26 protein-coding genes are annotated in these 23,803 nt (G+C 66.5%); 10 read left to right on the top strand and 16 right to left on the bottom strand.

The genetic code is table 11. From position 1 onward, the window contains the following. The first annotated feature begins 21 nt into the window (after window positions 1-21). The gene (locus ACNFIA_RS20240) at window positions 22-1,038 is read left to right on the top strand and encodes an AraC family transcriptional regulator (protein ID WP_416788127.1); all 1,017 of its coding nucleotides are present in this window, start codon (window positions 22-24) and stop codon (window positions 1,036-1,038) included. A 20-nt stretch (window positions 1,039-1,058) separates the two neighbouring features. Here ACNFIA_RS20240 and ACNFIA_RS20235 read toward each other — a convergent pair whose 3' ends face one another. From ACNFIA_RS20235 to speE, 3 genes are all read right to left on the bottom strand, one after another. Continuing rightward, complete coding sequence (locus ACNFIA_RS20235; RefSeq protein ID WP_259754104.1) at window positions 1,059-1,844, bottom strand: sulfite exporter TauE/SafE family protein; 786 nt, start codon at window positions 1,842-1,844, stop codon at window positions 1,059-1,061. A gap of 460 nt (window positions 1,845-2,304) precedes the next feature. Beyond that, window positions 2,305-4,380 carry an LTA synthase family protein gene (locus ACNFIA_RS20230; RefSeq protein ID WP_416788125.1) on the bottom strand — a complete coding sequence of 692 codons (2,076 nt, stop codon included), beginning with the start codon at window positions 4,378-4,380 and terminating at the stop codon, window positions 2,305-2,307. Window positions 4,381-4,699: 319 nt separating this feature from the next. Beyond that, complete coding sequence (gene speE / locus ACNFIA_RS20225) at window positions 4,700-5,560, bottom strand: polyamine aminopropyltransferase (RefSeq protein WP_416788123.1); 861 nt, start codon at window positions 5,558-5,560, stop codon at window positions 4,700-4,702. A 194-nt stretch (window positions 5,561-5,754) separates the two neighbouring features. On the opposite strand from speE, the gene ACNFIA_RS20220 reads away from it, so the two are divergent. Then, the gene (locus tag ACNFIA_RS20220) at window positions 5,755-6,660 is read left to right on the top strand and encodes a DNA-3-methyladenine glycosylase family protein (protein ID WP_416788121.1); all 906 of its coding nucleotides are present in this window, start codon (window positions 5,755-5,757) and stop codon (window positions 6,658-6,660) included. A 2-nt stretch (window positions 6,661-6,662) separates the two neighbouring features. Beyond that, window positions 6,663-7,139, top strand: coding sequence for a methylated-DNA--[protein]-cysteine S-methyltransferase (locus ACNFIA_RS20215; RefSeq protein ID WP_416788119.1), 477 nt, complete (start codon window positions 6,663-6,665; stop codon window positions 7,137-7,139). Here ACNFIA_RS20215 and ACNFIA_RS20210 read toward each other — a convergent pair. Then, the gene (locus ACNFIA_RS20210) at window positions 7,136-7,687 is read right to left on the bottom strand and encodes a methylated-DNA--[protein]-cysteine S-methyltransferase (RefSeq protein WP_416788117.1); all 552 of its coding nucleotides are present in this window, start codon (window positions 7,685-7,687) and stop codon (window positions 7,136-7,138) included. The genes ACNFIA_RS20215 and ACNFIA_RS20210 overlap by 4 nt on opposite strands. A 6-nt stretch (window positions 7,688-7,693) precedes the next feature. Then, window positions 7,694-8,272 (bottom strand): TetR/AcrR family transcriptional regulator, encoded by a 579-nt coding sequence (locus ACNFIA_RS20205; protein WP_416788115.1) that lies wholly within the window; start codon window positions 8,270-8,272, stop codon window positions 7,694-7,696. A gap of 66 nt (window positions 8,273-8,338) precedes the next feature. Here ACNFIA_RS20205 and ACNFIA_RS20200 point away from each other — a divergent pair, with 66 nt between their 5' ends. Continuing rightward, on the top strand, window positions 8,339-8,863 hold the full coding sequence (locus ACNFIA_RS20200; protein ID WP_416788113.1) for a dihydrofolate reductase family protein: 525 nt from the start codon (window positions 8,339-8,341) through the stop codon (window positions 8,861-8,863). Between the two features lie 516 nt (window positions 8,864-9,379). On the opposite strand, the gene ACNFIA_RS20195 is transcribed toward ACNFIA_RS20200, so the two are convergent. The 6 genes from ACNFIA_RS20195 to aroC all read right to left on the bottom strand — a co-directional run bounded on the left by ACNFIA_RS20195 (window position 9,380) and on the right by aroC (window position 13,992). Continuing rightward, the gene (locus ACNFIA_RS20195) at window positions 9,380-9,571 is read right to left on the bottom strand and encodes a PLDc N-terminal domain-containing protein (RefSeq protein WP_416788111.1); all 192 of its coding nucleotides are present in this window, start codon (window positions 9,569-9,571) and stop codon (window positions 9,380-9,382) included. 72 nt (window positions 9,572-9,643) lie between these two features. Beyond that, the gene (gene mtnC / locus ACNFIA_RS20190; protein WP_416788109.1) at window positions 9,644-10,327 is read right to left on the bottom strand and encodes an acireductone synthase; all 684 of its coding nucleotides are present in this window, start codon (window positions 10,325-10,327) and stop codon (window positions 9,644-9,646) included. A 151-nt stretch (window positions 10,328-10,478) separates the two neighbouring features. Beyond that, the gene (locus ACNFIA_RS20185) at window positions 10,479-11,024 is read right to left on the bottom strand and encodes a 1,2-dihydroxy-3-keto-5-methylthiopentene dioxygenase (RefSeq protein WP_416788107.1); all 546 of its coding nucleotides are present in this window, start codon (window positions 11,022-11,024) and stop codon (window positions 10,479-10,481) included. A gap of 47 nt (window positions 11,025-11,071) precedes the next feature. Beyond that, window positions 11,072-11,698, bottom strand: a complete 627-nt coding sequence (locus ACNFIA_RS20180; RefSeq protein ID WP_416788105.1) for a methylthioribulose 1-phosphate dehydratase — start codon at window positions 11,696-11,698, stop codon at window positions 11,072-11,074. Continuing rightward, window positions 11,682-12,839, bottom strand: a complete 1,158-nt coding sequence (locus ACNFIA_RS20175; RefSeq protein ID WP_416788103.1) for an MFS transporter — start codon at window positions 12,837-12,839, stop codon at window positions 11,682-11,684. The genes ACNFIA_RS20180 and ACNFIA_RS20175 overlap by 17 nt, the downstream gene beginning before the upstream one ends. 61 nt (window positions 12,840-12,900) lie before the next feature. Continuing rightward, entirely contained in the window at window positions 12,901-13,992 is a 1,092-nt protein-coding gene (gene aroC / locus ACNFIA_RS20170) for a chorismate synthase (RefSeq protein WP_416788102.1), read from the bottom strand. Between the two features lie 123 nt (window positions 13,993-14,115). Here aroC and ACNFIA_RS20165 point away from each other — a divergent pair, with 123 nt between their 5' ends. Continuing rightward, complete coding sequence (locus ACNFIA_RS20165) at window positions 14,116-15,135, top strand: alpha/beta hydrolase (RefSeq protein WP_416788100.1); 1,020 nt, start codon at window positions 14,116-14,118, stop codon at window positions 15,133-15,135. 48 nt (window positions 15,136-15,183) lie between these two features. Then, window positions 15,184-15,963: a hypothetical protein gene (locus tag ACNFIA_RS20160; RefSeq protein WP_259754087.1), complete on the top strand. Its 780-nt coding sequence runs from the start codon at window positions 15,184-15,186 to the stop codon at window positions 15,961-15,963. Window positions 15,964-16,413: 450 nt separating this feature from the next. On the opposite strand, the gene prmB is transcribed toward ACNFIA_RS20160, so the two are convergent. After that, on the bottom strand, window positions 16,414-17,328 hold the full coding sequence (gene prmB / locus ACNFIA_RS20155) for a 50S ribosomal protein L3 N(5)-glutamine methyltransferase (RefSeq protein WP_416788098.1): 915 nt from the start codon (window positions 17,326-17,328) through the stop codon (window positions 16,414-16,416). A 181-nt stretch (window positions 17,329-17,509) separates the two neighbouring features. On the opposite strand from prmB, the gene ACNFIA_RS20150 reads away from it, so the two are divergent. From ACNFIA_RS20150 to folE, 4 genes are all read left to right on the top strand, one after another. Beyond that, window positions 17,510-18,106, top strand: coding sequence for a cysteine hydrolase family protein (locus tag ACNFIA_RS20150; RefSeq protein ID WP_259754085.1), 597 nt, complete (start codon window positions 17,510-17,512; stop codon window positions 18,104-18,106). Between the two features lie 174 nt (window positions 18,107-18,280). Next, complete coding sequence (locus ACNFIA_RS20145) at window positions 18,281-18,601, top strand: hypothetical protein (RefSeq protein WP_259754084.1); 321 nt, start codon at window positions 18,281-18,283, stop codon at window positions 18,599-18,601. 78 nt (window positions 18,602-18,679) lie between these two features. Next, window positions 18,680-19,237, top strand: a complete 558-nt coding sequence (locus ACNFIA_RS20140; protein WP_259754083.1) for a Smr/MutS family protein — start codon at window positions 18,680-18,682, stop codon at window positions 19,235-19,237. A gap of 143 nt (window positions 19,238-19,380) precedes the next feature. Next, entirely contained in the window at window positions 19,381-19,926 is a 546-nt protein-coding gene (gene folE, locus ACNFIA_RS20135) for a GTP cyclohydrolase I FolE (protein ID WP_259754081.1), read from the top strand. A gap of 65 nt (window positions 19,927-19,991) precedes the next feature. Here folE and ACNFIA_RS20130 read toward each other — a convergent pair whose 3' ends face one another. The 4 genes from ACNFIA_RS20130 to ACNFIA_RS20115 all read right to left on the bottom strand — a co-directional run bounded on the left by ACNFIA_RS20130 (window position 19,992) and on the right by ACNFIA_RS20115 (window position 23,740). Continuing rightward, entirely contained in the window at window positions 19,992-20,843 is an 852-nt protein-coding gene (locus tag ACNFIA_RS20130; RefSeq protein ID WP_416788094.1) for a cache domain-containing protein, read from the bottom strand. A 96-nt stretch (window positions 20,844-20,939) separates the two neighbouring features. Next, window positions 20,940-21,401 (bottom strand): bacteriohemerythrin, encoded by a 462-nt coding sequence (locus ACNFIA_RS20125; protein WP_259754077.1) that lies wholly within the window; start codon window positions 21,399-21,401, stop codon window positions 20,940-20,942. A 568-nt stretch (window positions 21,402-21,969) separates the two neighbouring features. Further along, window positions 21,970-22,572 carry a glutathione S-transferase family protein gene (locus tag ACNFIA_RS20120; protein WP_416788092.1) on the bottom strand — a complete coding sequence of 201 codons (603 nt, stop codon included), beginning with the start codon at window positions 22,570-22,572 and terminating at the stop codon, window positions 21,970-21,972. A 10-nt stretch (window positions 22,573-22,582) separates the two neighbouring features. Then, on the bottom strand, window positions 22,583-23,740 hold the full coding sequence (locus ACNFIA_RS20115; RefSeq protein WP_259754074.1) for a PLP-dependent aminotransferase family protein: 1,158 nt from the start codon (window positions 23,738-23,740) through the stop codon (window positions 22,583-22,585). Window positions 23,741-23,803 lie beyond the last annotated feature (63 nt).

Below are 23,803 nucleotides of genomic sequence, written 5' to 3'. Positions count from 1 at the left end.
ACCCTGCCATCCGAGGTCCCGATGCCTGCCACCCCGCCCTGGTCGCCCCGGCGCAGCGCCATCAGCGTGCAGCTCATGACCCAGTTCGGCCTCGACCACGGCATGACCCTGGAGCAGTGCCTGGACGGCACCGGACTGGACATCGGCGTGCTCGCCGACCCCGGCGCCGAGGTGGAAGCCAGCCAGGAGCTGGCGCTGCTGCGCAATATCCAGCGGCAGATCGGCCAGCGCCCCGGCATCGGCCTCAAGGCCGGCCTCCGCTATCACCTCAATACCTATGGCATCTGGGGCTTCGCCCTGCTCAGCAGCTCGACCTTCCTCAGCGCCGCGCACCTGGGCCTGCGCTACCTCGACCTGACCTACGCCTTCCACCGCATGACGCTGGAGGAACACGACGGCGAGGCGCACCTGGTGCTGGACGATTCGGCGGTGCCGGAAGACCTGCGCGACTTTCTCATCGACCGCGACGGCGGCGGCGTGCTGCGCATCCAGCGCGACCTGACCAACCAGCCGCCGCCGATCCGCCAGGCGCTGTTCCGCCGCGAGGCGCCAGCCGACCTTTCGCCCTACATCGAGCACCTGGGGGTAATGCCGCTCTATGGGCAGGCGGAAAACCGCATCGTCTTCGACAGCCGCATCCTCGACATGCCACTGCCCGGCGCCAACCCGGAAGTGGCGCGACGCTGCGAGGAGCAATGCCGCGCCCTGCTCGCCCGGCGTCAGGTGCGCACCGGGCTGTCCGGGCTGATCCGCGATCGTCTGCTGGGCACGCCGGGACGCCTGCCGGACATGGAGCAACTGGCGAACGAGCTGCACATGACCTCGCGCACGCTGCGCCGCCGGCTGGAAGCCGAGGGCAGCAGTTATCGCGCCCTGCTCGATGAGGTGCGCCAGGCGCTGGCCGAGGAGTTGCTGGCCACCGGGGCGATTCGTCTGGAGGAGATTGCCGAGCGGCTCGGCTATGGCGAGGTGTCGAACTTCATCCACGCCTTCCGCCGCTGGAAAGGCGTGACGCCGGGGCGTTTCCGCCGCGGCTGAGCGCTCTGGGAAACCGGCGCTTAGAAGACCAGCTTGTAGCCGATCATGGCCAGCATTACCGCCAGGCACGGGCGCAACACGCCGTCGGGGATGCGGCCGGCCAGATGGCTGCCGATGTAGATGCCCGGCAGCGAGCCCATCAGCAGGTAGCCCAGGAGGCCCCAGTCCATGTTGCCCATGCTGGCGTGGCCGAGGCCGGCGACCAGGGTGAGCGGTACGGCGTGGGCGATCTCGGTGCCCACCAGGCGCCGGGTGGCGAGGAACGGATAGAGGATGAACAGGGCCACGGTGCCCAGCGCGCCGGCGCCGATGGAGGTCAACGCGACCATCGCGCCGAGGATGGCGCCGGTGACGACCGTCAGCGCGTTCAGCTTCGGGCCGCTGAAGTGGAAGCTGTCGCCCGCATGGCGCTGGGCGAAGGCCAGCACCTGCTTCTTGAACAGCACGGCCAGCGCAGTGAGCAGCAGCACGACGCCCAGGGCGTTCTTGATCACCGCGTTCATCGTTGCGGTATCGGCGTGCAGGCTGTGGAGGAACAGCAGCGTCAGCGCCGCCGCCGGAACACTGCCCAGGGCCAGCCAGCCGGTGATGCGCCAGTCGATGTTGTCGTTCTTGCGGTGAACCAGGACGCCGCCGGACTTGGTGATGGCGGCATAGAGCAGGTCGGTGCCCACCGCGGCAGCGGGGTTGATACCGAACCAGAGCAGGATCGGCGTCATCAGCGAGCCGCCGCCGACACCGGTCATTCCAACGATAAAGCCAACGACAAGACCCGCGACTACGAAACCGATATTGCCAACATCCATCTACGCGTCCTGACTGGCGAAACTGATCACCTCGTGGTGTGGGCGGCAGGATAACGAGTTTTCTTATAATTCATTAGATCGATATCGTCTTACTTTATAACTTGCTTTAACCATTTTTTCCGCCGCTCCGCAGCGTCTGGCATGCACCCTGTAGGAGCGGGCCATGCCCGCGAACCGCCGGTAGGACCGGCGTGTGCGCCGATATCAAGGGACAGATTTCCTGCTTCGGCGTGGGTGTCCCAGCGCCGCTTTGGCGTACGAGCGGACTCCATGTTTCGCCCCCTCGGGCGAAATCCTGAGAGCCAGATCTGGAGTGGTGTACAGCGCTGAGGCAGCAGCCCATCGTAGCGAGCTCGCTCAACAACCGTACGGCGCCAATGTGTCGTTGCAAGAACGATACATCAATCAATCCTCGGGAATGAAAAAGGGGCCCGCAGGCCCCTTTTCACTTACCGCTCGATCACTTCACGTCGGGCTTGCCGTCGACCACGCCGGTCTTGTTGTCCAGCAGGGCCTGGGTGGCGGTCTGGATGAAGGATTCCAGGCGGCCCTTCATTTCCGACTGCTCCGGGGTGTCCTGGACGCGAGTCGCGCCGAAGTCCTTGCCGAGCTTGTAGTCATAGACGCGGATGTCGCCTTCCTTGGGCTTGATCAGGATGCGATTGCCATAGACCAGCGCCACGTCCTGGCCACTGCCCGACGGTTTGATCATGCCGAAGCCCTTGTCGCCTTCAGGCAGGTTCAGCAGATCGCGGCCCCAGCACTGGTGGCGGGCCTCGCCGCCCAGGCGGCCCATGATGGTCGGCACGATGTCGATCTGGGTGCCGACGGTGTCGCGGGTAGCACCGAACTTCTCCTGGATGCCGGGAGCGATGATCAGCAGCGGCACGTTGAAGCGGAACAGGTCCATCTCGGTCAGTTGCTCGGGGGTACCGAAGCCGTGGTCGCCGACGACGACGAAGATGGTGTCCTTGTAGTACGGCGACTTCTTGGCCTTCTCGAAGAACTGGCCCAGCGACCAATCGGAGTAGCGCATGGCCGTCAGGTGCTCGTCCAGGCTGCCGTAGCCGGTCACCGGCTGTACCGGCAGATCCTTGGGCAGCGCGTAGGGCACATGGTTGGACAGCGTCTGCAGCAGCGCATAGAACGGCTTGCCGGTGGCGTGCAGCTTGTCCAGTTCTTCGTTGCCGCGGGCGAACATGTCCTGGTCGGACACCCCCCAGGTCGGGTCGGAGAACACCGGATTGACGAAGTCGTTACGGCCGATGAAGGAGGTCATGCCCTGGTTGGCGAAGAAGCCGGACTGGTTGTCCCAGGCGAAGTCGCCGTTATAGACGTAGACGTCCTCGAACTTGCGTGCCGACAGCAACTGCGGCAGGCCGGAGAACTTGTGGCCGCCTTCGGGCGTCTGCATCAGGTACTCGAAGCCCGGCAGGTTGGGGAAGCACGCCATGGTGGCGAACATGCCCTGGTGAGTGTGGGTGCCGTTGGAGAAGTACTGGGTGAACAGCAGCCCCTCCTTCGCCAGCTTGTCGAAGGACGGGGTGATGTTACCCGGAGCGCCCAGCGCGCCGACGTAGTGACCGGCGAAGCTTTCCATCAGGATCACCACGACGTTCTTCACCGGCAGGGTGCCATCGGCCGGCGGCGTGTAGTCGCGGCGAACCGGCGCGTCATCGGCGTCGACCAGCTTGTCGTCCGGCATCACCAGCATCTTGCGCACGGTGGCCAGGGCCTGGTCCTGCGGCAGGGTGGATTTCCAGATGTTGTCGCGGTCTTCGGAGAAGCGGCTCTCGGCGGCCTTGATCAGGCTCAGGGTACCGTTCAGGCCGAGCTGGTTGGCGAACTGCGAGTCGGTGGTGAAGGCATCGCCCCAGCGCAGCGGCGGGCCCTGGCGCAGGGTGCCGCGGGCGGCGACCACGCACAGTGCGATCAGCACCAGCAGCGCCGCCACGCGCAGGTACCAGGCAGCGGCCGACGGACCGCTGGCGGCCGGGCGGGTGGCGCGGTCGATGCCACGGAACAGCAGGTACAGCAGCCAGGTGGCGATGGCCCAGGCCAGCAGGTAGCGGACCACCGGATAGCCGTACCAGATCATGCTCATGACCGTCTTCGGGTCTTCTGACATGTACTGGAACACCAGGCTGTTCAGGCGCTGGTGGAACTCGCGGTAGAAGTCCATCTCCAGCACGCCCAGGAACAGCGTGATGCTCGCGGCGATGGTCAGCCAGGTTTTCCACAGCCAGCGCCAGCCCATGGCGCGCACGCTGACGACCGCGAAGACCAGCGGAGCGACGATGTAGACCACGGCGCGGATGTCGAAGCGCATGCCGGTGAGGAACGCCTCGACGAAGGTGGAGGCCGGGGTGTTGCCGATCAGCTCGCGGTTGTAGATGAACAGCGCAAGGCGCAGCAGGGAGAACATCGCCATCAGCGCGACGACGCTGAGCGCGGTGAACGCCAGGTGGCTGGACACGGTGGGCCGCGTGAGGCTTGCACCGGTCTGGCGGTTGGTCAGGACTTCTGATTGGCCCATGTCTTGGTTCCGTTGTGAACGTTTCGGGTTCGAAGGCGCATCGCCATGGCCGGGCAGCAGGGGTTGCCCGCGCGAGCGCGAAAAGGCTGCGGCATTACACCGCAAAAGCAGCGGCGGCGCATTCTATTGTGTGCCGCTTAAGCAGACCTTAAGCCTGGCCGGGGAATCGTTTCGAGATGATGCGAACGAGAACCGGCGCGGCACTGCACCGCCTGAGGGCGGCCATGGTGCAGGGCGGGGCGTGAAGAAAATGTCGCGGAGCGAGCGAGGGCGCGTGGTGGGCCGCGCCGCCAGGCGACGGCGCGGCGCCCTCCCCCGATCAGTCGTTGGCCGGCTTGCCGATGGCTTGCAGCACGTACTGCGGCAGGGCGAAGGCGCCCTGGTGGATGGCGGGGTTGTAGTAGCGGGTCTGGATGCCGCTGGCGGCAAAACGCTGGGCCAGGGTGCCCACGTCGACCTGGCGCAGCGCCGGGTGGGTCGAGCCCCAGGCGAAGGTCATCGAGCCGCCGATGTAGGTCGGCACGGCCGCCTGGTAGAAGTGCCAGTCGGCGAACAGGCCGTTCATGCGGCCAGCGGTGTTGCGCACGGTGTCCAGCTGCATGAAGGGCGTGCCGTTCTGGGTCACCAGCACGCCGCCGTCGTTCAGGCAGCGATGGCAGGCCTGGTAGAAGTTCTCCGAGAACAGCACCTCGCCCGGGCCGATCGGGTCGGTGGAGTCGGAGATGATGACGTCGAACTTCTCTGTGGTGGTGGCGACGAAGCGCATGCCGTCGTCGATCACCAGGTTCAACCGGGCATCGTCGAAGGCGCCCTGGGAGTGGTTGGGCAGGAACTCCTTGCACATGTCGACCACGGTGCCATCGATCTCCACCATGGTGATGTGCTCGACGCTGGCATGCTTGGCCACTTCACGCAGCATGCCGCCGTCGCCGCCGCCGATGATCAGCACGCGCTTGGCAGCGCCATGGGCGAGGATCGGCACGTGGGTGAGCATCTCGTGGTAGATGAATTCGTCGGCTTCGGTGGTCTGGATGACGCCGTCCAGCGCCATCACCCGGCCCATGCGCGCATTCTCGAAGATCACCAGGTGCTGGTGCTCGGTGCGCACCTCGTGGAGCATCCTGTCGACGCTGAATCGCTGGCCATAGCCGTCGTAGAGGGTTTCCTGGTAATCGTGCATGCAATGGGCTCCCGTCGGGACAAGACACTAGGAGGGGACGGCCGCGCCGCCCCGAAAGAGGCGCGCATTCTACGTGCCGGACGATGACAGGTCGAACCCTGCCGTCGGTGCTTTCCGATAAAGCAGGGTTCCCGCTGGGGTTTGAAAGCCAGACGCGGGACGACAGCCCAGCGCGCAACAGGTAAGGTCGCTGCATGACGAATACTGCCCTCGATTCCCGCCTCATCCGCCTGCCCTACCACGCCCCGTGGGACTGGCAGCAGTTCCACGACCACTTCGCCCTGCGCAGCCTGGCCGGCGTCGAGTGCCTGTCGCCCCGGCGCTACGCCCGCAGCGTGCGGCTGGGCGCGGAGTGCGGCTGGTTCAGCGTTGCACCGCTGGAGGGCAGCGCCGAACTGGAACTCGAACTGCACCTGCCGGCCGCCCATGTCGAGGCGCTGACGGCGCGGGTGCGCAAGATGTTCGACCTGGACAGCAACCCCGCGGTGATCGCCGACCACCTGGGCGACGACGCGGTACTCGGCCCCCTTCTGCAGCAAGCCCCCGGCCTGCGCCTGCCCACCGCCTTCGATCCGTTCGAACAGGCCGTGCGCGCCATCGTCGGCCAGCAGGTCACGGTAAAAGCCGCGGTGACCATCGTCGGGCGGCTGGTGCAGCGCCTGGGCGAAGCGCTGCCGGGCGCGGTGGACGGCCAGCCCACCCGCCTCTTCCCCACACCGGCGGCGCTGGCCGACGCCGACCTCGCCGGCATCGGCATGCCCGGCAAGCGCGTGGAAACCCTGCAGCGCTTCGCCGCCGCCTGCGCCAGCGGCGCGCTGGCGCTGCACGTCGACGACGGCGCCGACGACCTGGTGAAGCGCCTCTGCGCCCTCCCCGGCATCGGCCCGTGGACCGCCGAGTACGTCGCCCTGCGCGCCTTCGGCGATCCGGACGCCTTCCCCGCCGCCGACTTGGGCCTGCTCAAATCGCCGGTCTGGGGCAGCGACGGCATCACCGCCCGCGAGTTGCAACGCCGCGCCGAAGCCTGGCGGCCCTGGCGGGCCTACGCCGCCGTCTATCTCTGGCACGCCTACTCCCAGGCGGGCCGCACCGGAGGATGAGCATGCACTACCGCTACCACGACAGCCCCACCGGGCGCCTGCTGCTGGCCGGCGACGAAGGCGGCCTGCGCATGCTCTACATGGACCTGGAGACCCGCCACTACCCCGAGCCGGACTGGCGCGAGGGCAGCCCGCTGCTGGACGAGGTGGCGCGCCAACTGGACGAGTATTTCGCCGGCAAGCGGCGGCGCTTCGACGTGCGCCTGAACACCGGCGGCACCACGTTCCAGCGTCAGGTCTGGCAGGCGCTGGTGGATATCCCCTATGGCTATACCACCGTCTACGCGGAACTCGCCCGGCGCATCGGCCGGCCCACGGCGATCCGCGCGGTGGGGGCGGCCAACGGCGCCAACCCGATCAGCATCATCGTGCCCTGCCATCGGGTGATCGGCAGCAACGGCAGCCTCACCGGCTATGCCGGCGGATTGCCGCGCAAGGAGCTGCTGCTGCGCCTGGAGGGCGCGCTGGAGCCAGCCTAGAAGTCGAAGGTGGCCTGCGCCGCCTGCGGGTCCTCGTAGCCTTCCAGCGCCAGCATGCGCATTTTCGAGGTACCGCCGCCGGGCGCAGAGAAGCCGCCGGTCTTGCCGCCGCTGGCGAGCACACGGTGACAGGGGATGATCAACGGGATCGGATTACTGCCCATCGCCTGCCCGACCGCGCGGGACAAGCCAACGTCGCCCAGGCGCCGGGCGATCTCGCCATAGGTCGTGGTTTCGCCGCGCCCCAGTTGCAGGATGTCGGCGTAGACGCGACGGTGGAAATCACTGACGGCGGAGAGATCCAGCGGCAGCGTGTCGAAGCACACCGCCTCGCCCCGCGCGTACCCCAGGATCAACTGCCGCGCCTCGTCGATGAACGCCGGCCAGTGCGCGGTTTCGCTGGCGAACCTGTCGAAGCGCTCGCGCAGGCTGTGTACCGGATCGCCCGGCAGGTAGGCGCGCGTGATTCCGTGCGGGCTCCAGGCGAGCCCGAACCAGCCGAGGTCGGTGTCGATCAGGCAGTAATGCATCTGGCGAGTGTCCCCCACGAACACTTATCCGGCAACCCTTTCGGCCTTCAGCACCAGTTCGCACCAGCGTCGCAGCTCCGCGCCGATAACGCCGGCGGGGTCGCCCTGGCGCTCGAAGGCCCACCATATCTGGGCGCCCTGCCACTGGCTGGCCATCAAGCGCCCCAGTATCGGTTGGCGCTGCGGGTCGTCGCTCAATCGCCGCCCCAACGCCTGGGCCAGCGTCACGCCCCACTGCGCACCGCGCTCGCGCAACGCTGCGTCGCGCATGTCCTCGCGCAGGATCAGCAGGCCCTGCGCAAAATCCGTCTCGCCCTCGCCCACCGGGAACATCGCCACCAGCATCTGCACCGCGCCTTCCGGGCTCAGCTCGGCGCTCGCGTCGAGCTGTGCGGTCTGTTCATCCAGCCGATCCCAGGCACGCAACAGCACCGCGCGCAGGAATTCCGCCTTGGTCGCGTGCCGCTGCACCAGCGTGGCGGCGGACAGCCCGACCTCACGCCCTACCGCCGCGAACGTCACTGCCTCCGGCCCTTCGCGCACCATGAGCGCCATGGCGGCGTCGAGTATCGCTTCGTCGCTGACCGTCCGGGTTCGAGCCATGCTGCCCTCTTTTATAAATGAACGTTCATTTATATATTGGCACAGCACTCATCCAGGAGACACCCCATGGCGATTCTCGGCTACATCGCCAGCAGCCTCGACGGCTTCATCGCCACCCCGCAGCACGGTCTGGACTGGCTGTTCAAGCACGACCAGCTGCAATTGGGCGAACACGACTACAACCTGTTCCTTGAGCGCATCCGCACCGTGGTCATGGGCCGCGCGACTTACGACTTCCTCGCTGGCGACCCCAACCCCTGGCCCTACGGCAAGCAGCGGGTGCTGGTGGTGACGTCTCACCCTATCGACGAACCGAAAGGCCCGCTGGAAACCCGCAGCGATCTCGACGCGCTGATCACCGAACTGCGTGCGCTGGACGATGGCGATGTGTGGATGCTCGGCGGCGGCCAACTGCAGATGGCCTTCCTGGAGCGCGGGGCGCTCGATGAGCTGGAGATCTACGTGATGCCGGAGATCATCGGCGGCTGTCATCCGCTGTTCCCCGCCACCGGGCTGCGAGCGTCGCCGACATTGCTGTCGGCCAAGGTCATCGAGCCGGGGTGCGTGCGGATGCATTATCGGTTCGATTGAGCGGCGGCCGGGCGTTGAGGTGCGGTCGGCGGGATTTCGCGGACAAGGTCCGCTCCTACGGGCATGACCATGCCGTGCGGTTCGCGAGCAAGCTCGCTCCTGCAAGAAGCCCATGCCTCCGGTTTGGCTTCGTAAGACTTCCAGAGAAATACCCGCACACTCCGAACGCCCCGTTCAGGAGGCCGAGTGGAAGCGGAGTTTCAGGGATTGAGCGGCATGGATGCCGCGAGAGCTGCGATGGGCCAGGGATGGCCCTTCGCAGCGTGCCCCTGAAACGCCCCTTCAACGAGGGAATTTTTCGCCTAAGCGAAAAACCGGATGTCCGGGGCAAGACCTTTGGTTACTTTGCGTCGTTTGGCAAAGTGACTCGCCCGAGGGGGCGAAACCAGAGATCCCAGCGCACGCCGAAGCAGCGCTGAAATACCCAAGCTGAAGCAGAAAGAACCTCCACCTTTGGAGCCAGGACAAACGCCGCCCTGCCGGGGGATCGCGGGCATGGCCCGCTCCTACAAGGCGTTAGCCCCTCACATTCCCCCGCGGCCCGGCGACGGCCCAGATGATCAGGCCCAGCACCGGCAGGATGACGATCACCAGAATCCAGATGATCTTCAGCCCCATCTCGGCGTTGCTTTTCACCACGTTGATGATCGCCCAGATATCCAGGGCGAAGATGATCAGACTGATCAGGCCACTCAGGGTCGAACCCATGTAGAAAATCCCTTTGGATGATTGAGGTCTGATCAGCATAGCCGCCCGCGCCGCATTGGCACGGGCATGGCTTCAGACCCGCGCCGGGTCGATCACCGCGAAGCTGGCCACAGTGTCGTGACCTTCCAGCACGCCACCCTCGCGAGCCAGGCCAATGGTCTGCAGGCCAGCCTGCTGCGCGGCGTCCAGCTCCTGCACCACATCGGACAGGAAGAGAATCTGCTCCCCCGGCAGACCGATGGCGGCGGCGATGCGCTGGTAGGACGCCGCCTCGCGCTTGGGCCCGCTGGTGGTGTCGAAGTAGCCGGAGAACAGCGGCGACAGGTCGCCAGCCTCGGAACAGCCGAAGATCAGCTTCTGCGCCTGGATCGAGCCGGACGAATAGACGTACAGCTGGTAGCCCTCGGCGTGCCAGTGGCGCAGCGCATCGACGGCATCGGGGTAGACGTGCCCCTTGAGCTGGCCGGCGCGGTAGCCCTGCTCCCAGACCATGCCCTGCAACGCCTTGAGCGGCGTGGCCTTGCGGTCCTCGGCGATCCAGCCCAGGAGGATCTCGATGCAGCGCTCGGTATCGGCATTCGCCTCGCCGCTGTCGGCGCGCACGGCGGCCAGTTGCTCGGCCACGGCGGGCTCGGTGGCGTGCTCGCGCACGTAGTCCGGCAGGTGCGCGGCGGCATAGGGGAAAAGCACGTCGAAGACGAAGCTGACCGCGCTGGTGGTGCCTTCGATGTCGGTGAGAATGGCTTTGATGGGCATGGGAACTCCAAATGCCCGCTGCTGCGGCGAGCGGACGGTGTGACCCTGTAGGAGCGAGCTTGCTCGCGAACCGCTTCCGCTGCGGAGCTTGTTCGCGAGCAAGCTCGCTCCTACGAAGAGCGCAGAGCAAGGGATGCCCTACAGCTGCGTTTCAGTCTTCCAGCAACGGAAACCGCTTGGCGATCTCGTCGCCGGTGAACTTCGCGACCCAGCCCTCGGCGTTGTTGAACAGGCGGATGGCGACGAAGTGCGGGCGCTCGCCCATGTCGAACCAGTGGCGGGTGCCGGCGGGCACCGAGATCAGGTCGTTCTTCTCGCACAGCACGGCATAAACGTGATCCTCGATGTGCAGGGTGAACAGGCCACGGCCGGCGACGAAGAAGCGTACCTCGTCCTCGCCGTGGCGGTGCTCGTCGAGGAATTTCGCGCGCAACTCGTCCTTCTGCGGGTGATCGGCGGTCAGGCTGACCACGTCGACGGTGACGTAGCCCTCCTCTTCCTGCAGGCGGCGGATTTCGTGCTGGTAGGCGGCGATCACTTCTTCCTGGCTGGCGCCGGGGGCGATGGGCGCGTTGGCCGCCCAGCGCTGGAAGCGCACGCCCAGCTCGCCCAGGGTGGAGGCGATGTCCTCGGCGTGGGTCAGCAGCTTCAGCGGCTGCTCGGGGTTGGATTCGTGGTAGACGGTCAGGCTGCTCATGGTCGGTATCCTTCTGGGCTTTATCCGCAAAAGCGGGCCGGATTCGCTCAGCGTGTGCCGCCGCGAAGGCTCAGTACTTTCAGTTCGCATTCGAAAAGGAATTCGAAGGCTTCGATCTGGCGCAGGGCATCGGCCATGCGTGGCCCCCAAGTGTACAGGCCGTGACCACGGATCAGGTACCCGGGGCAATCCGGATGCGCTTCCAGCCAGGGCTGCACCTGCGCGGCCAGGCGGGCGATGTCCTGGTCGTTGTCGAAGATCGGCACGGTGACGCGGCCTTCGTGGGTGGTGACACCGGCGAAGGCCTTCTGCAATTCGTAGTCCTCCAGCTCCAGGCAGTCGCCGGGTGTCAGGCGCGAGAGCACGGTGGCGTTGACCGAGTGGGTGTGCAGCACGGCGCCGATCTCCGGGCGCCAGGCATAGAGCTGGGTGTGCAGCAGGGTTTCCGCGGACGGCTTCTTGCCCGGTTCCAGGCTATTGCCGGCCAGGTCGGTCTCCAGCACGTCGTCCTCGCCGAGCTGGCCCTTGTGCTTGCCGGAGACGGTGAGCAGTGCGCGGTCGGCCGCCAGGCGCGCCGAATAGTTGCTGCTGGTGGCCGGCGACCAGCCGCGGCCGTAGAGGAAACGTCCGGCCTCGATGATCTGCTGGGTCAGTTGTTCACGGTTGGCGTGCATGCGGGTCCTCGTTCAGACGGGTCCAGATGATGAGAGCGGCCGCCAGCGCGGCAAGGCTGGCAATGGCGAAGGTCCAGGCCGGGCCAAGGCTACCCCAGCTGTAGCCGGAGTAAAGCGCGCCGAGTGCGCCGCCGGTGCCGGCCAGCGCGGCGTAGAGCGCCTGCCCCTGGCCCTGCTGGCGCGCCTGGAAGCTGCGCTGGACGAAGTGAATGGCGCCCGCGTGGAAGCTGCCGAAGGTCGCCGCGTGCAGCAGTTGGGCGAACAACAGCACGCCCAGGTGCCCGGCCAGGGTGCCCAGCAGCAGCCAGCGCAAGGCCGCCAGGAGGAAGCTTGCCACCAGCACCTGGCGAAGGGAGAAGCGCGTGAGCAGGCGCGGCATGACCAGGAACAGCAGAACCTCGGCCACCACGCCCAATGCCCAGAGCTGGCCGATCAGCCCGCGGGCGTAGCCGAGCGATTCCAGGTGCAGGGTCAGGAAGGTGTAGTACGGGCCGTGGGACAGCTGCATCAGGCACACGCACAGGTAGAAGGCGAGGACGCCGGGCTTGAGCAGTTGCTGGCGCAAGCCGCCGGCGGTGGCTTCGTCCTGCCGCGCCGGCGGCTGGGCGTTGGGCACCCACCAGCTGGCACCGACGATGCCGAGCATGATCGCCAGCAGCGCCAGCGGGTAGGCATCCAGGCTGGCGAACTCGAACAACCTGCCCAGGCCGACCACGGTGCAGATGAAGCCGATGGAGCCCCACAGGCGAATACGGCTGTAGCGCTCGGTGCGCCCACGCAGGTGCGCCAGGGTGATGACTTCGAACTGCGGCAGCACCGCGTGCCAGAAGAACGCATGCCCGGCCATGACCAGCGCCAGCCACGCATAGCTATGGCCGAGGAAGATGCCGGCGAAGCACAGCGCCGTGCACACCGCGCCAAAGCGCACGATGGCCAGCCGCTGGCCGCTGCGGTCGCCCAGCCAGCCCCACAGGTTCGGCGCCACGCAGCGCATCAGCATGGGAATGGCGACCAGCTCGCCGATGCGCGCGCTGGAAAAGCCCAGGTGATGGAAATACAGCGCAAGGAACGGCGCCGTCCCGCCCAGCAGGCAGAAGTAGAAGAAGTAGAAGCTGGACAGGCGCCAATAAGGAACAGGCATAAGCGGCAAGCGTGAGGCGGCAGGCGAAGAGCCGGGCGGCTCAGCGCTTGCCGCTTCTGGCTCAGAGCTGGCCGAGAATCGGCGTGGTGACCTTCACATCCGCGTTCTGTGCGCGGTGGCGCAGCAGGTGGTCGAGCAGCACGATAGCCATCATCGCCTCGGCGATGGGGGTCGCGCGGATACCCACGCACGGGTCGTGGCGGCCCTTGGTGATCACGTCCACCGGGTTGCCGTCCACGTCGATGGAGCGGCCGGGGGTGGTGATGCTGGAGGTTGGCTTGAGCGCCAGGTGGGCGACGATCGGCTGGCCGGAGGAAATGCCGCCGAGGATGCCGCCAGCGTTGTTGGACAGGAAACCTGCCGGGGTCAGCTCATCGCGGTGCTCGGTGCCGCGCTGGGCGACGCTGGCGAAACCGGCGCCGATTTCCACGCCCTTCACCGCGTTGATGCTCATCAGCGCGTGGGCCAGTTCGGCGTCCAGGCGGTCGAAGATAGGCTCGCCCAGGCCCGGCGGCACGCCTTCGGCGACCACGGTGATCTTCGCGCCCACCGAATCCTGGTCGCGGCGCAGCTGGTCCATGTAGGCCTCCAGCTCAGGCACCTTGTCCGGGTCGGGGCTGAAGAAGGCGTTTTCTTCCACGCTGTCCCAGGTCTTGAACGGGATTTCGATCGGGCCGAGCTGGCTCATGTAGCCGCGCACCGTGATGCCCATGCCCCCCAGCACTTTCTTGGCGATGGCGCCGGCAGCCACGCGCATGGCGGTCTCCCGCGCCGAGGAACGGCCGCCGCCACGGTAGTCGCGGATACCGTACTTGTGGTGGTAGGTGTAGTCGGCGTGGGCCGGGCGGAACAGGTCCTTGATCGCCGAGTAGTCCTTGGACTTCTGGTCGGTGTTGCGGATCAGCAGGCCAATCGGGGTGCCGGTGGTCTTGCCTTCGAACACGCCGGAGAGGATTTCCACCTCGTCGGCTTCCTGGCGCTGGGTGGTGTGGCGGCTGGTACCGGGCTTGCGGCGGTCCAGGTCGCGCTGCAGGTCTTCCAGGGAAATCTCCAGGCCGGGCGGGCAGCCGTCGACGATGGCGACCAGCGCCGGGCCGTGGCTTTCGCCAGCGGTGGTGACGGTGAACAGCTTGCCGTAGGTGTTGCCGGACATGCGAGGCTCCGCGAAAAGACTGGGATTCGAAAAGGCCGAGCAGTATACCTGCGTCAATCCGCCCTGCGAACCTTCGCGCCCCGTTAGGATCAAAGCGCCATCAGCCCTTGCCTGAAGTCCTCGATGCGTCGTCTCGCCCTGCTCTGCCTGTCGTTCATCGCCGCCCTCGCCCAGGCCGCGCCCACCAGCATCCTGCAACGCCCCTATGACCTGGATACCGGCCATGGCGTCCTGCGCGGCACCCTGCTGCTGCCGCAAACCGCCACGCCACCGCCCGTGGCCCTGCTGATCGCCGGTTCCGGCCCCACCGACCGCGACGGCAACAACCCCGAGGGCGGGCAGAACGCCTACCTGCGCAAGCTGGCCGAGGCGCTGGCGGAAAACGGCATCGCCAGCGTGCGCTACGACAAGCGCGGCGTGGCCCGCAGCCTTCCGGCGGCGCCGCGGGAGGAAGAGCTCAGCGTCGAGGCCTACGTCAGCGACGTGGTGGCCTGGAGCGACAGGCTGGCCCACGACCCGCGCTTCGGCCGGCAGATCCTCATCGGCCACAGCGAAGGCGCGCTGATCGCCAGCCTGGCTGCGCCGGACACCCACGCCGAGGCGCTGGTGTCCCTGGCCGGCAGCGCCCGCCCCATCGGCGACGTGCTGCGCGAGCAATTGCAGGGCCGCCTGCCGCCTCCCCTGCTGGCCCAGGCCGACCAACTGATCGACGGCCTGCAGGCCGGGCGCCTGCAACCGCGGGTGCCGGAGCCGCTGAAGGTGCTGTTCCGCCCCAGCGTGCAGCCCTACCTGATCTCGCTGTTCCGCCAGGACCCGGCCCGCGCCTTTGCCGCGCTCAAGCTGCCCACGCAGATCCTGCAGGGCACCAACGACATCCAGGTCGGCGTCGAGGACGCCCAGGCGTTGCAGCGCGCCAAGCCCGACAGCGACTTCCACCTGATCGCCGGGATGAACCACATCCTGCGCATCGTTCCGACCAGCGGTCCGCAGCAACTGGCGTCCTACAACAACCCCAACCTGCCGCTGGCTCGCGAGCTGGTGGAGCGACTCACGGCGTTCATCCGGCACGCGCAGACCCTGCCCGGTGGCACGCTGGCGGAATCTGGAGCGAGCGTCTCAAGAAATTCGCCGCTGCGTCGATAAACCACGGAAGAAGCCTGGTCACGCCCGCCAGGCCCGAGGTGGATCCCCATGACCGAAGCCGAACAGACCGCCGTCGCCGCCGACGAGAGCGCCGCCCGCCCGCATCCCTGGGCGGAGCTGGCGCCGGAACACTATCGCCTGCTGCGCCTGGCGCCGCTGCCCACCGACCGCACTACCGGCGCGCGGCCCTTGCGCTTCGTGCAACTGGGCCGGGTGGAGCGGCACAACGCCGAGCAGAGCCTGCTGCGCCTGAGCGTTCAGGTGCCGGGCCAGGTGTTGCGCAAGGAGGTGAACCTGCTGGAGGTCTGGGCGGACCACCGCAACAAGGAAGTGCGCTTCGGTGCCGACTCGGGCTTCGCCACCGAGCCGCTCAACCGCGGCCTGGGCCGCTTCCTGCTGGCCCAGGGGGTGGCCTGGGCGAAAAAGAAATGGTCGCACTACCGCGTCGAGGGCGGCGCGCTGGCGATGAAGGACGCGCCCAACGAAGAGGCCCGGCAACGCCGCGACCACTTCCTGCGCGCCCAGGGCTTCGATGTGATCTATGAGGACTCGCGGCTATTGAAGGCGCGCTATAGCGTCGGCCGGGTCAGCGAGCTGTACGACGACTGGCACAAGGACAAGGTGCAGATACTGCCGCTGCTGGAAGCCGGCTCGATGCTGGAACAGGCCGACCAGAACCTTGCCAGCCAAGCCAACGAAATCCGCCGGCTGGAGCAACGCATCGAGACCTTCCGCCGCGACGACACCAGCTTGCGCTTCACCATCGCCTGCCTGACGGTGTTCGCTGTGTTCCAGGCGGGATTGCTGATCTGGATCGCCACGCACTGAGCCATCGCCCCGCCGACACATCGGCGGGGCCGCCCGCTTCTACACGAACCACGCGCCACCTGTAGGAGCGTGCCATGCACGCGATCGCGGACGAAGTCCGCTCCTACCCAAAGCTCGCCCTCGCGTAAGAGCAACTGTCTTTATTTGTACCTGCGATTTCCCTCTCCCTGACCCTGGCTACGCGCCCCGCTCCGAAGGGAGAGGGGACTGGATCGGTGCCGGCTGAAACCACAGTGTCAGCCGGCATGGATAGCGCCCTCTTCCTTCAGGGAGAGGGCTGCCCCGCACAGAAATTCGCGTAGGAGCGGACTTCGTCCGCGATTGGCCAAGCCCCGCGCTGAACCCACCCGAAGCCGCTTTTCGTAGGAGCGAGCTTGCTCGCGAACCGCCCAGTCTCGTCGCGGCCGGTGAGCACTGTTCGCGAGCAAGCTCGCTCCTACAGGTTCGGATTCAGGCCTTTACGCGGGACTTGAACAGCGCCTGGTGCTCGCGGCACTGCTGCGCCGAGAGCAGAAACACCCCGTGGCCGCCGTATTCGAAGTCGAGCCAGGTGAAGTCCACTTCCGGATAGAGCGCCGCCACGTGCACCTGGCTGTTGCCCACTTCCACCACCAACGTGCCGCGCTCGCTGAGGTGGTCCGCGGCCTCGGCCAGCATGCGCCGCACCAGGTCCAGCCCATCGTTGCCACAGGCCAGGCCCAGCGCCGGCTCGTGGTGGTACTCGGCGGGCATGTCGGCGAAGTCTTCGGCGTCGACATAGGGCGGGTTCGACACGATCAGGTCGAACCGCTGGCCCGGCAGGCCGGCGAAGCCGTCGCCTTGCACGGTGTAGACGCGCTCGCCCAGTTCATGGCGCTCGATATTGATGTTGGCCACTTCCAGCGCATCGAACGACAAGTCGCCCAGCACCACTTCGGCCTCCGGGAAGGCACTGGCGCAGGCGATGCCGATGCAGCCCGAGCCGGTGCACAGGTCGAGGATGCGTGCCGGGTCCGCCGCGAGCCAGGGCTCGAAGCGGCGTTCGATCAGTTCGGCGATGGGCGAGCGCGGCACCAGTACGCGCTCGTCCACCACGAAGGGCATGCCGCAGAACCAGGCCTCGCCCAGCAGGTAGGCGGTGGGCACGCGCTCCTCGATGCGCCGGCGCAGCAGGTGCATCAGGTACTCGCGCTCCTCGTCCTCGAGGCGGCAGTCCAGGTAGGCATCGGCCATTTCCCAGGGCAGGTGCAGCGCGCCCAGCACCAGTTGGCGGGCTTCGTCCCAGGCGTTGTCGGTACCGTGGCCAAAGAACAGTTCCTCGGCGTGGAAGCGGCTCACGGCCCAGCGGATATGGTCACGCAGGGTCAGCAAACGGGATTCGGTCACGGCAGTGTGTCCTCGCAGCTCGCAAAAAGGGGCGCATTCTAGCTCAGCAGGGAGGCGCTGGGGCGCCTCCAGCCAGTTCCGGGAAAGAATGCCAATACCACTTTGGCGCGAGTTCGCAAAGATTCACAGCAGACGCGTTACGGCCCACAATGAATGAACATGCATTTACAGGAGTCCAGACATGTCCCATCCGCTCAGCATGCTGCAGATCAGTGGGCGCGGATATCCGCCGGCCACCCTGCGCCAGAGCACTCTGTTGATCATCGACGCCCAGGAGGAGTACCGCAGCGGCGTACTCGCGCTGCCTGACCTGGACGCGGCGGTGGCGCAGATTCGCCTGCTGCTGGAGACGGCCCGGGCCATGGGCACTCCCATCGTCCACGTTCACCACCTGGGCGTAGTCGGCGGCCTGCTCGACCCGCAGGGCCCGCGTGGCCGCTTCCTGCCCGAGCTGGCACCGCTGCCGGGCGAGGTGGTGGTGGACAAGCGCCTGCCCAACGCCTTCGCCGGCACCGACCTGCATGACCGCCTGCAGGCCAGCGGCCGCCTGGACCTGATCGTCTGCGGCTTCATGACCCACTCCAGCATCAGCACCACCGTGCGCGCCGCCAAGGACTACGGCTATCGCTGCACCCTGGTGGATGCCGCCTGCGCCACCCGCGACATCCCCACCCCCGAAGGTGGCGTGCTCGCCGCCCGCGACCTGCACCGCGCCGAAATCGCCGCCCTGGGCGACAACTTCGCCGCCGTGGTGGCCCAGGCCCAGGCGCTGGTCTGAGGCCATTCGTCCCGACGGACGGCGGCGACAAGCGCCCGGGGTTAGGCTCAGCTTAGGCGCGAAAGTGTGCGAACCCGCTCACACTGCGGGTTCGCAGTACTTCCCGACCCTGGGGTTGGAACCCCACCCATCCCCACCGGTCATAGCCTCGTTCATATAGATGAGGAAGTCGGGATGAAGATGACGGACAATTTCGATCCACGCAGCCTGCGCCCCAAACGCCCGGGCCGCTGGCGCTGGCGCTTCGCCGCCGCACTCGCCGCGGTGATTGCCACCTTCGGCATCCTCTCCGCCATGGCCGGTGTCGCCGCCCTGCTGCGCCGGCAGCCGGCGGTGGGCGTGATGCACATCGAGCCGGGTGCCGGCGCGGTGCTGCTGGTGATCGGCCTGCTCTGCCTGTGGCTGGGCATCATCTTCTGGCGCGCTGCGCGCCGCCGCGCCCGTGGCCGCGACGGCCTGAGCCTGTCTCCGCGGTTGATGAAGCGCCGCGACTAATCTCCTACAGGCCAGGTGGCGAATTTCCGTAGGACCAGTTCGATCCGTTAAACTGCGCGGCTCTTTCAGGAGGTGCGCATGCAAGACGACGACTTTTCTCAATTCGCCCGCGAGATGCGCGGCGTCAAGCGCATCACCGTGGACCAGGCCGATACCGGCAAGCCCAAGGCCGACCGCAAGCAGCTCAAGGAGCTGCGGCAGAACGCAACCGTGCGCACTGAGAACATTCGCGTCGATGGCCTCTCCGACCAGTTCGTCATCGACGTCGGTCCCGAGGACGAACTCTACTGGGCCCGCGACGGCGTCCAGGAAGGCCAGATGCGCAAGCTCAAGGCTGGCCAGATCGCGTTCGAAGGCAGCCTCGACCTGCACGGCATGAAGATCGAAACCGCCCGTGAAACCCTCTGGGACTTCATCGCCGAGGCCACCCGCTTCGAAATCCGCTGTGTCCGCGTCACGCACGGCAAGGCTGCGCGCATCGACGGCCGCAGCCCCATGGTGAAAAGCCACGTCAACACCTGGCTGCGCCAGCACCCGCAGGTGCTCGGCTTCGCCTCCTGCCTGCCGCGCCACGGCGGCACCGGCGCCATCTACGTGATGCTGCGGCGCACCATGCTCGAAGGCCGCGACGAGTAAATCCGCCGGGGCAGCTGTGGCACGGCGCCTGGCGCCAGAGCGCCCGGCATAACGCGCCAGCCGGCAGCAGGCGCTTGCCAGAGGGGACCGCGCGCCCTACCCTGCGCCACGGTTCTTATTTTTGTCATTGCCACAGGTAGATCATGTCCCTGGAACAAAACTACTCCGCGATCCTCAGCCAGCTCGGTGAGGACGTCACCCGCGAAGGTCTGCTGGATACGCCCAAGCGTGCCGCCAAAGCCATGCAGTACCTCTGCCGCGGCTACCAGCAGACGCTGGAGGAGATCGTCAACGGCGCCCTGTTCAGCTCCGACAACAGCGAAATGGTGCTGGTCAAGGACATCGAGCTCTACTCGCTGTGCGAACACCACCTGCTGCCCTTCATCGGCAAGGCCCACGTCGCCTACATCCCCAACGGCAAGGTGCTGGGCCTGTCCAAGGTCGCGCGCATCGTCGACATGTACGCCCGCCGCCTGCAGATCCAGGAAAACATGTCGCGGCAGATCGCCGAGGCCGTGCAGCAGGTCACCGGCGCGCTGGGCGTGGCTGTGGTGATCGAGGCCAAGCACATGTGCATGATGATGCGCGGCGTGGAGAAGCAGAACTCCTCCATGGTCACCTCGGTGATGCTCGGCGAGTTCCGCGAGAACGCCGCCACCCGCAGCGAGTTCCTCAGCCTGATCCACTGAAGCGAACCGCCGCCATGAAAAAACCGGCCCCAAGGGCCGGTTTTTTTCTGCCTGCGGCACAGGGCTCAGCGGGTGTAGTAGCCCACCGCGACCAGATAGTGTCCGGCCTTGCGCAGGAAGGCGTGCTTGTTTTCCACCTTGCTGGTCACCGGGTTGCGCCACTGGTAGTCGAACTCGGCCTCCCCCTTGGACTTGGCCAGCTCCAGCATGGCGTGGCCCACCGGGTTGCCGCCCGGGTCCTTCAGCGATTCGAAATCGGTGCCGACCATCCGCGTATTGAAGCCGTGGGCGACGAACCTGGACGTATCCAGGTCCACCACGAAGACGTAGAGGTCGTCCTCGATGAAGGACTTGTCCAGCGCATTGATCTTCTTGAAGGTGCCTTGCGGATCGGCCTCGACGGCTTTCACCGCCTTGTCCAGCATCGCCGCCGCCTGCTGCGCCGAGGCGCGCGGGATGTAGTAGCCCACCGCGAGGAAGCGCTCGCCGACGCGCTGGTAGTACACGTGCTTGCGCTCGACCTTGCCGTCCGCCCAGTTCTTCCAGCGGTAGTCGGCCTGTTGCACCTTGCCGGTTTCCGGCGACTTCAGCGCCTTGGCGAACTGTTCCTTGAGCGAGGGATCGAGGGTGGACGAGACATCGCGGTCGATCAGCACTACCGACGGCCCGCCGCTGGCGAGCATGGTGCCCTTGCTGTCCACCACGAAGACGTACAGGTCGCCATCGACGAACTCGCCCTGCCGGCTGAACGCGGCGAACGCCTTGTCACCGTCCTGCTTGTAGGCGGCCACCGCCTTGGCCAGCAGCGCCTTGGCGCGCTGGTCATCCGTCTGGGCGGTGGTGCTCGACTGGGCGGCGAACAACGGGAAGGACGAAAGGAATGAAAGCAGCAGCAGTGACTTCAACAGCGTCTTCATGCGCGAATACCCCCTGGCATTGCTTGTCGTTGTGCACAGAGCATAGTCAGCCAAGGCGGATTCGCGCCGGCATTCACCGCCGAAGTGGCTGAAGATTCAGCCGAAGAATCGCTTCATCGAGCGCGACAGCCAGCCGCCATGGCTCTGGTCGCGGGTCAGCTCGTGCATGGTCGCCTTCACCGCGTCGACGTAGTTGGCGTCGTCGTTGCGGATATGGTTGAACAGCCAGCGGCCGAGCAGGCCCTTGAGCTCCTCGGCAACGTCCTCGCCAGCGTCGAAGCGCAGGTGGTAGTCGGAAACGCGCTTGATGAACAGTTCGTGGACCTTCTTGTGCGCGCGGGTGAACTGGTAGCCGGAGTCCTCCAGCAGGGTTTCCTCGAAGGCGAAATGGGAGATCGTGTAGTCCACCAGTTCCTCGATCACCCCGCCGAGCATGGCTCGGTCGTGCTGGGCCTGGGCCTCGTGCAGTTGGTTGATCATTTCGACGATGCGCTTGTGCTGTGCGTCGATCACTCCGATCCCGGTATCGAGATCCGCCTGCCAGACCAGATAGGCCATCTTTCCCTCCCCATGCCGGACGACGACACTGCCTGCCGCTCGCGTCCGGCCACATCGGTACATCCCGCATGGCAGCGCGATCAAGGGTAGGGAGGGCGGCAAAACGCCGCCATGATGCCGGTCAACCCCATAGCGCCGAAATCCGCAATTTAGAGGGGTTTTTCGGATCTATCTGATAGCAATTTGCCGGTTTTCACCACTCGCCTGGAGAAACTGTGCGTAGGAGCGGACTTCCTCCGCGATCGCTTGCCGACGGCTCCGAGCTGGCCGGTCCCATTGCGGACAGCGTCCGCTCCTCCCGCGATAGCCCTGCGCCGGGCCCAGCCCTCTCCCTCTCCCTGAAGAGAGAGGGCGCCGTTCGGCATGCGCGGTCATCACCGAGCTCATCGGCAGACACGGAAGATCGCTCGGCACGGATATCCCCTCTCCCTTCAGGGAGAGGGTTAGGGAGAGGGGAAAATCGCCAGCACGAGGCTTCAGATAAAGACAGTTGCTCCTACGCCCCCGGCAGCCCAATAAAAAACGCCGCTTCCGGGGAAGCGGCGTTTTCAGGGGCGGGGTTTGAGGATCAGTCCTGCATCCCCACATGCCGCGGATGGTCCGCCACCCGCGCCAGCCAGTCATTGATCGCCGGGAAGTTCGACAGGTCGAAGCCGCCCTGGTGCGCCACGTGGGTGTAGGCGTACAGGGTGATGTCAGCGATGGAGTAGGTATCCCCCACCAGATAAGGCGTCTGCTCCAGCTGTTTCTCCATCACCTTCAGCGCCTTGTAGCCGCCCTTGTGGCAGCGCGCGTACTCCTCGCGGCGCTCCTCCGGCAGGCCCAGGTAGAACTCGATGAAGCGCGCTACCGCCACGTAGGGCTCATGGCTGTACTGCTCGAAGAACTGCCACTGCAGCACCTGGGTGCGCAGGCGCGGCTCGCGGGGCAGCAGCTCGCTGCCATCGGCGAGGAAGTTGAGGATGGCGTTGGACTCCCACAGGCAGGTGCCGTCTTCCAGTTGCAGCACCGGCACCTTGCCGTTGGGGTTCATCGCCAGGAACTCAGCGGTCTGCGTCTCGCCCTTGAGGATGTCGACGTCGCGCCACTGGTACGGCAAGCCGAGCAGGTGCAGGGTCAGCTTGACCTTGTAGCAGTTGCCGGACTGCCGATCGCCATAAACGGTGTACATGCTCATCTCCTCATTGAGCCTGGGCGTCGCGGATCACCGCGGCCAGGCGACGCAAGCCTTCGCCGGCGCGCTCGGGCGCCACGTGGCTGAAGTTAAGCCGCAAATAGCCGGGGTTGGCATCCGGCTCGACGAAGAACGGCTCGCCGGGCATGAACGCCACGTTCTGCGCCAGCGCGGCGTCCAGCAGCGTGCGGGTATCCAGCGGCTGCTTGAGCTTGAGCCAGAAGAACAGCCCGCCCTGGGGCACGTTCCACTCCGCCAGGTCGGCGAAATGTTCCTGCAACTGCGCCTGCATGGCGTCACGGCGCAGGCGATAGAAGTCGCGCAGTTCGGCCAGGTGGCCACGGTAGGCTTCGGTGCCGAACCACTGCAGCGCCTGCCACTGGCCGACGCGGTTGGTGTGCAGGTCGGCGGACTGCTTCAGGCGCAGCAAGTGCGGGAACAGGTCCGGCGTGGCGATCAGGAAGCCCACGCGCAGGCCTGGCAACAGCGTCTTGGACACGGTGCCAGTGTAGATCCAGCTGGACTGTTTCAGGCGGCTGACCAGCGGCGTCGCGGCGCCCGCGTCGAACACCAGCTCGCGGTAGGGTTCGTCCTCGATCAGGGTCACGCCGAACTCATCGAGCACCGCGGCCACTTCATCGCGGCGCTGTTCGCTGTAGCGCACGCCGGACGGGTTCTGGAAAGTCGGGATGAGGTAGGCGAAGGCCGGCTTGCTGGTCTCCAGGCGCTGGCGCAACGCGGCAACGTCCGGCCCCTCGGCGCCCAGCGGCACGGTCAGGCAGTTCGCCCCGAACAACTGGAAGGCCTGCAGCGCGGCGAGATAGGTCGGCGCTTCGAGCAGCACCTCGGTGCCCGGATCGATGAACAGCTTGCTGGCCAGGTCCAGCGTCTGCTGCGAGCCACTGACGATCAGCACCTGGCTCGCCTCGCAAGGTACGCCCAGCGCGCGTGCCTCGGCGGCGATGGCCTCGCGCAGCGCCGGCTCCCCTTCGCTCATGCCGTACTGGCCCATGCTCGCCGGCATGGCGTCCCAGTTCACCTTCGGCAGCATCGGCTCGGCCGGCAGGCCGCCGGCGAAGGACATCACCTCCGGGCGCTGCGCCGCGGCGAGGATTTCACGGATCAGAGAGCTTTTCAGTCGGGCGATGCGTTCGGAGAAGGCCATGGGGTCACCGGTAGCGGGAGCACGGAAGAATGAGTCAAACTGCTTGACCGAAGCTACGACGCC

The sequence above is a fragment of the Pseudomonas sp. NY15437 genome (assembly GCF_048068435.1).
Classification (GTDB): domain Bacteria; phylum Pseudomonadota; class Gammaproteobacteria; order Pseudomonadales; family Pseudomonadaceae; genus Pseudomonas; species Pseudomonas nitroreducens_B.
The sequence above is the reverse complement of the archived record's forward strand: the minus strand, read 5'-3'. Positions and strand labels throughout refer to the sequence as shown.

What these genes read in the sequence shown, in the direction of transcription:
- ACNFIA_RS20240 (WP_416788127.1), top strand. Translation starts at nt 22, where the DNA reads ATGCCTGCCACCCCGCCCTGGTCGCCCCGGCGCAGCGCCATCAGCGTG.
- ACNFIA_RS20235 (WP_259754104.1), bottom strand. Translation starts at nt 1,844, where the DNA reads ATGGATGTTGGCAATATCGGTTTCGTAGTCGCGGGTCTTGTCGTTGGC.
- ACNFIA_RS20230 (WP_416788125.1), bottom strand. Translation starts at nt 4,380, where the DNA reads ATGGGCCAATCAGAAGTCCTGACCAACCGCCAGACCGGTGCAAGCCTC.
- speE (WP_416788123.1), bottom strand. Translation starts at nt 5,560, where the DNA reads ATGCACGATTACCAGGAAACCCTCTACGACGGCTATGGCCAGCGATTC.
- ACNFIA_RS20220 (WP_416788121.1), top strand. Translation starts at nt 5,755, where the DNA reads ATGACGAATACTGCCCTCGATTCCCGCCTCATCCGCCTGCCCTACCAC.
- ACNFIA_RS20215 (WP_416788119.1), top strand. Translation starts at nt 6,663, where the DNA reads ATGCACTACCGCTACCACGACAGCCCCACCGGGCGCCTGCTGCTGGCC.
- ACNFIA_RS20205 (WP_416788115.1), bottom strand. Translation starts at nt 8,272, where the DNA reads ATGGCTCGAACCCGGACGGTCAGCGACGAAGCGATACTCGACGCCGCC.
- ACNFIA_RS20200 (WP_416788113.1), top strand. Translation starts at nt 8,339, where the DNA reads ATGGCGATTCTCGGCTACATCGCCAGCAGCCTCGACGGCTTCATCGCC.
- ACNFIA_RS20195 (WP_416788111.1), bottom strand. Translation starts at nt 9,571, where the DNA reads ATGGGTTCGACCCTGAGTGGCCTGATCAGTCTGATCATCTTCGCCCTG.
- mtnC (WP_416788109.1), bottom strand. Translation starts at nt 10,327, where the DNA reads ATGCCCATCAAAGCCATTCTCACCGACATCGAAGGCACCACCAGCGCG.
- ACNFIA_RS20185 (WP_416788107.1), bottom strand. Translation starts at nt 11,024, where the DNA reads ATGAGCAGCCTGACCGTCTACCACGAATCCAACCCCGAGCAGCCGCTG.
- ACNFIA_RS20180 (WP_416788105.1), bottom strand. Translation starts at nt 11,698, where the DNA reads ATGCACGCCAACCGTGAACAACTGACCCAGCAGATCATCGAGGCCGGA.
- ACNFIA_RS20175 (WP_416788103.1), bottom strand. Translation starts at nt 12,839, where the DNA reads ATGCCTGTTCCTTATTGGCGCCTGTCCAGCTTCTACTTCTTCTACTTC.
- aroC (WP_416788102.1), bottom strand. Translation starts at nt 13,992, where the DNA reads ATGTCCGGCAACACCTACGGCAAGCTGTTCACCGTCACCACCGCTGGC.
- ACNFIA_RS20165 (WP_416788100.1), top strand. Translation starts at nt 14,116, where the DNA reads ATGCGTCGTCTCGCCCTGCTCTGCCTGTCGTTCATCGCCGCCCTCGCC.
- ACNFIA_RS20160 (WP_259754087.1), top strand. Translation starts at nt 15,184, where the DNA reads ATGACCGAAGCCGAACAGACCGCCGTCGCCGCCGACGAGAGCGCCGCC.
- ACNFIA_RS20150 (WP_259754085.1), top strand. Translation starts at nt 17,510, where the DNA reads ATGTCCCATCCGCTCAGCATGCTGCAGATCAGTGGGCGCGGATATCCG.
- ACNFIA_RS20145 (WP_259754084.1), top strand. Translation starts at nt 18,281, where the DNA reads ATGAAGATGACGGACAATTTCGATCCACGCAGCCTGCGCCCCAAACGC.
- ACNFIA_RS20140 (WP_259754083.1), top strand. Translation starts at nt 18,680, where the DNA reads ATGCAAGACGACGACTTTTCTCAATTCGCCCGCGAGATGCGCGGCGTC.
- folE (WP_259754081.1), top strand. Translation starts at nt 19,381, where the DNA reads ATGTCCCTGGAACAAAACTACTCCGCGATCCTCAGCCAGCTCGGTGAG.
- ACNFIA_RS20130 (WP_416788094.1), bottom strand. Translation starts at nt 20,843, where the DNA reads ATGAAGACGCTGTTGAAGTCACTGCTGCTGCTTTCATTCCTTTCGTCC.
- ACNFIA_RS20125 (WP_259754077.1), bottom strand. Translation starts at nt 21,401, where the DNA reads ATGGCCTATCTGGTCTGGCAGGCGGATCTCGATACCGGGATCGGAGTG.
- ACNFIA_RS20120 (WP_416788092.1), bottom strand. Translation starts at nt 22,572, where the DNA reads ATGTACACCGTTTATGGCGATCGGCAGTCCGGCAACTGCTACAAGGTC.
- ACNFIA_RS20115 (WP_259754074.1), bottom strand. Translation starts at nt 23,740, where the DNA reads ATGGCCTTCTCCGAACGCATCGCCCGACTGAAAAGCTCTCTGATCCGT.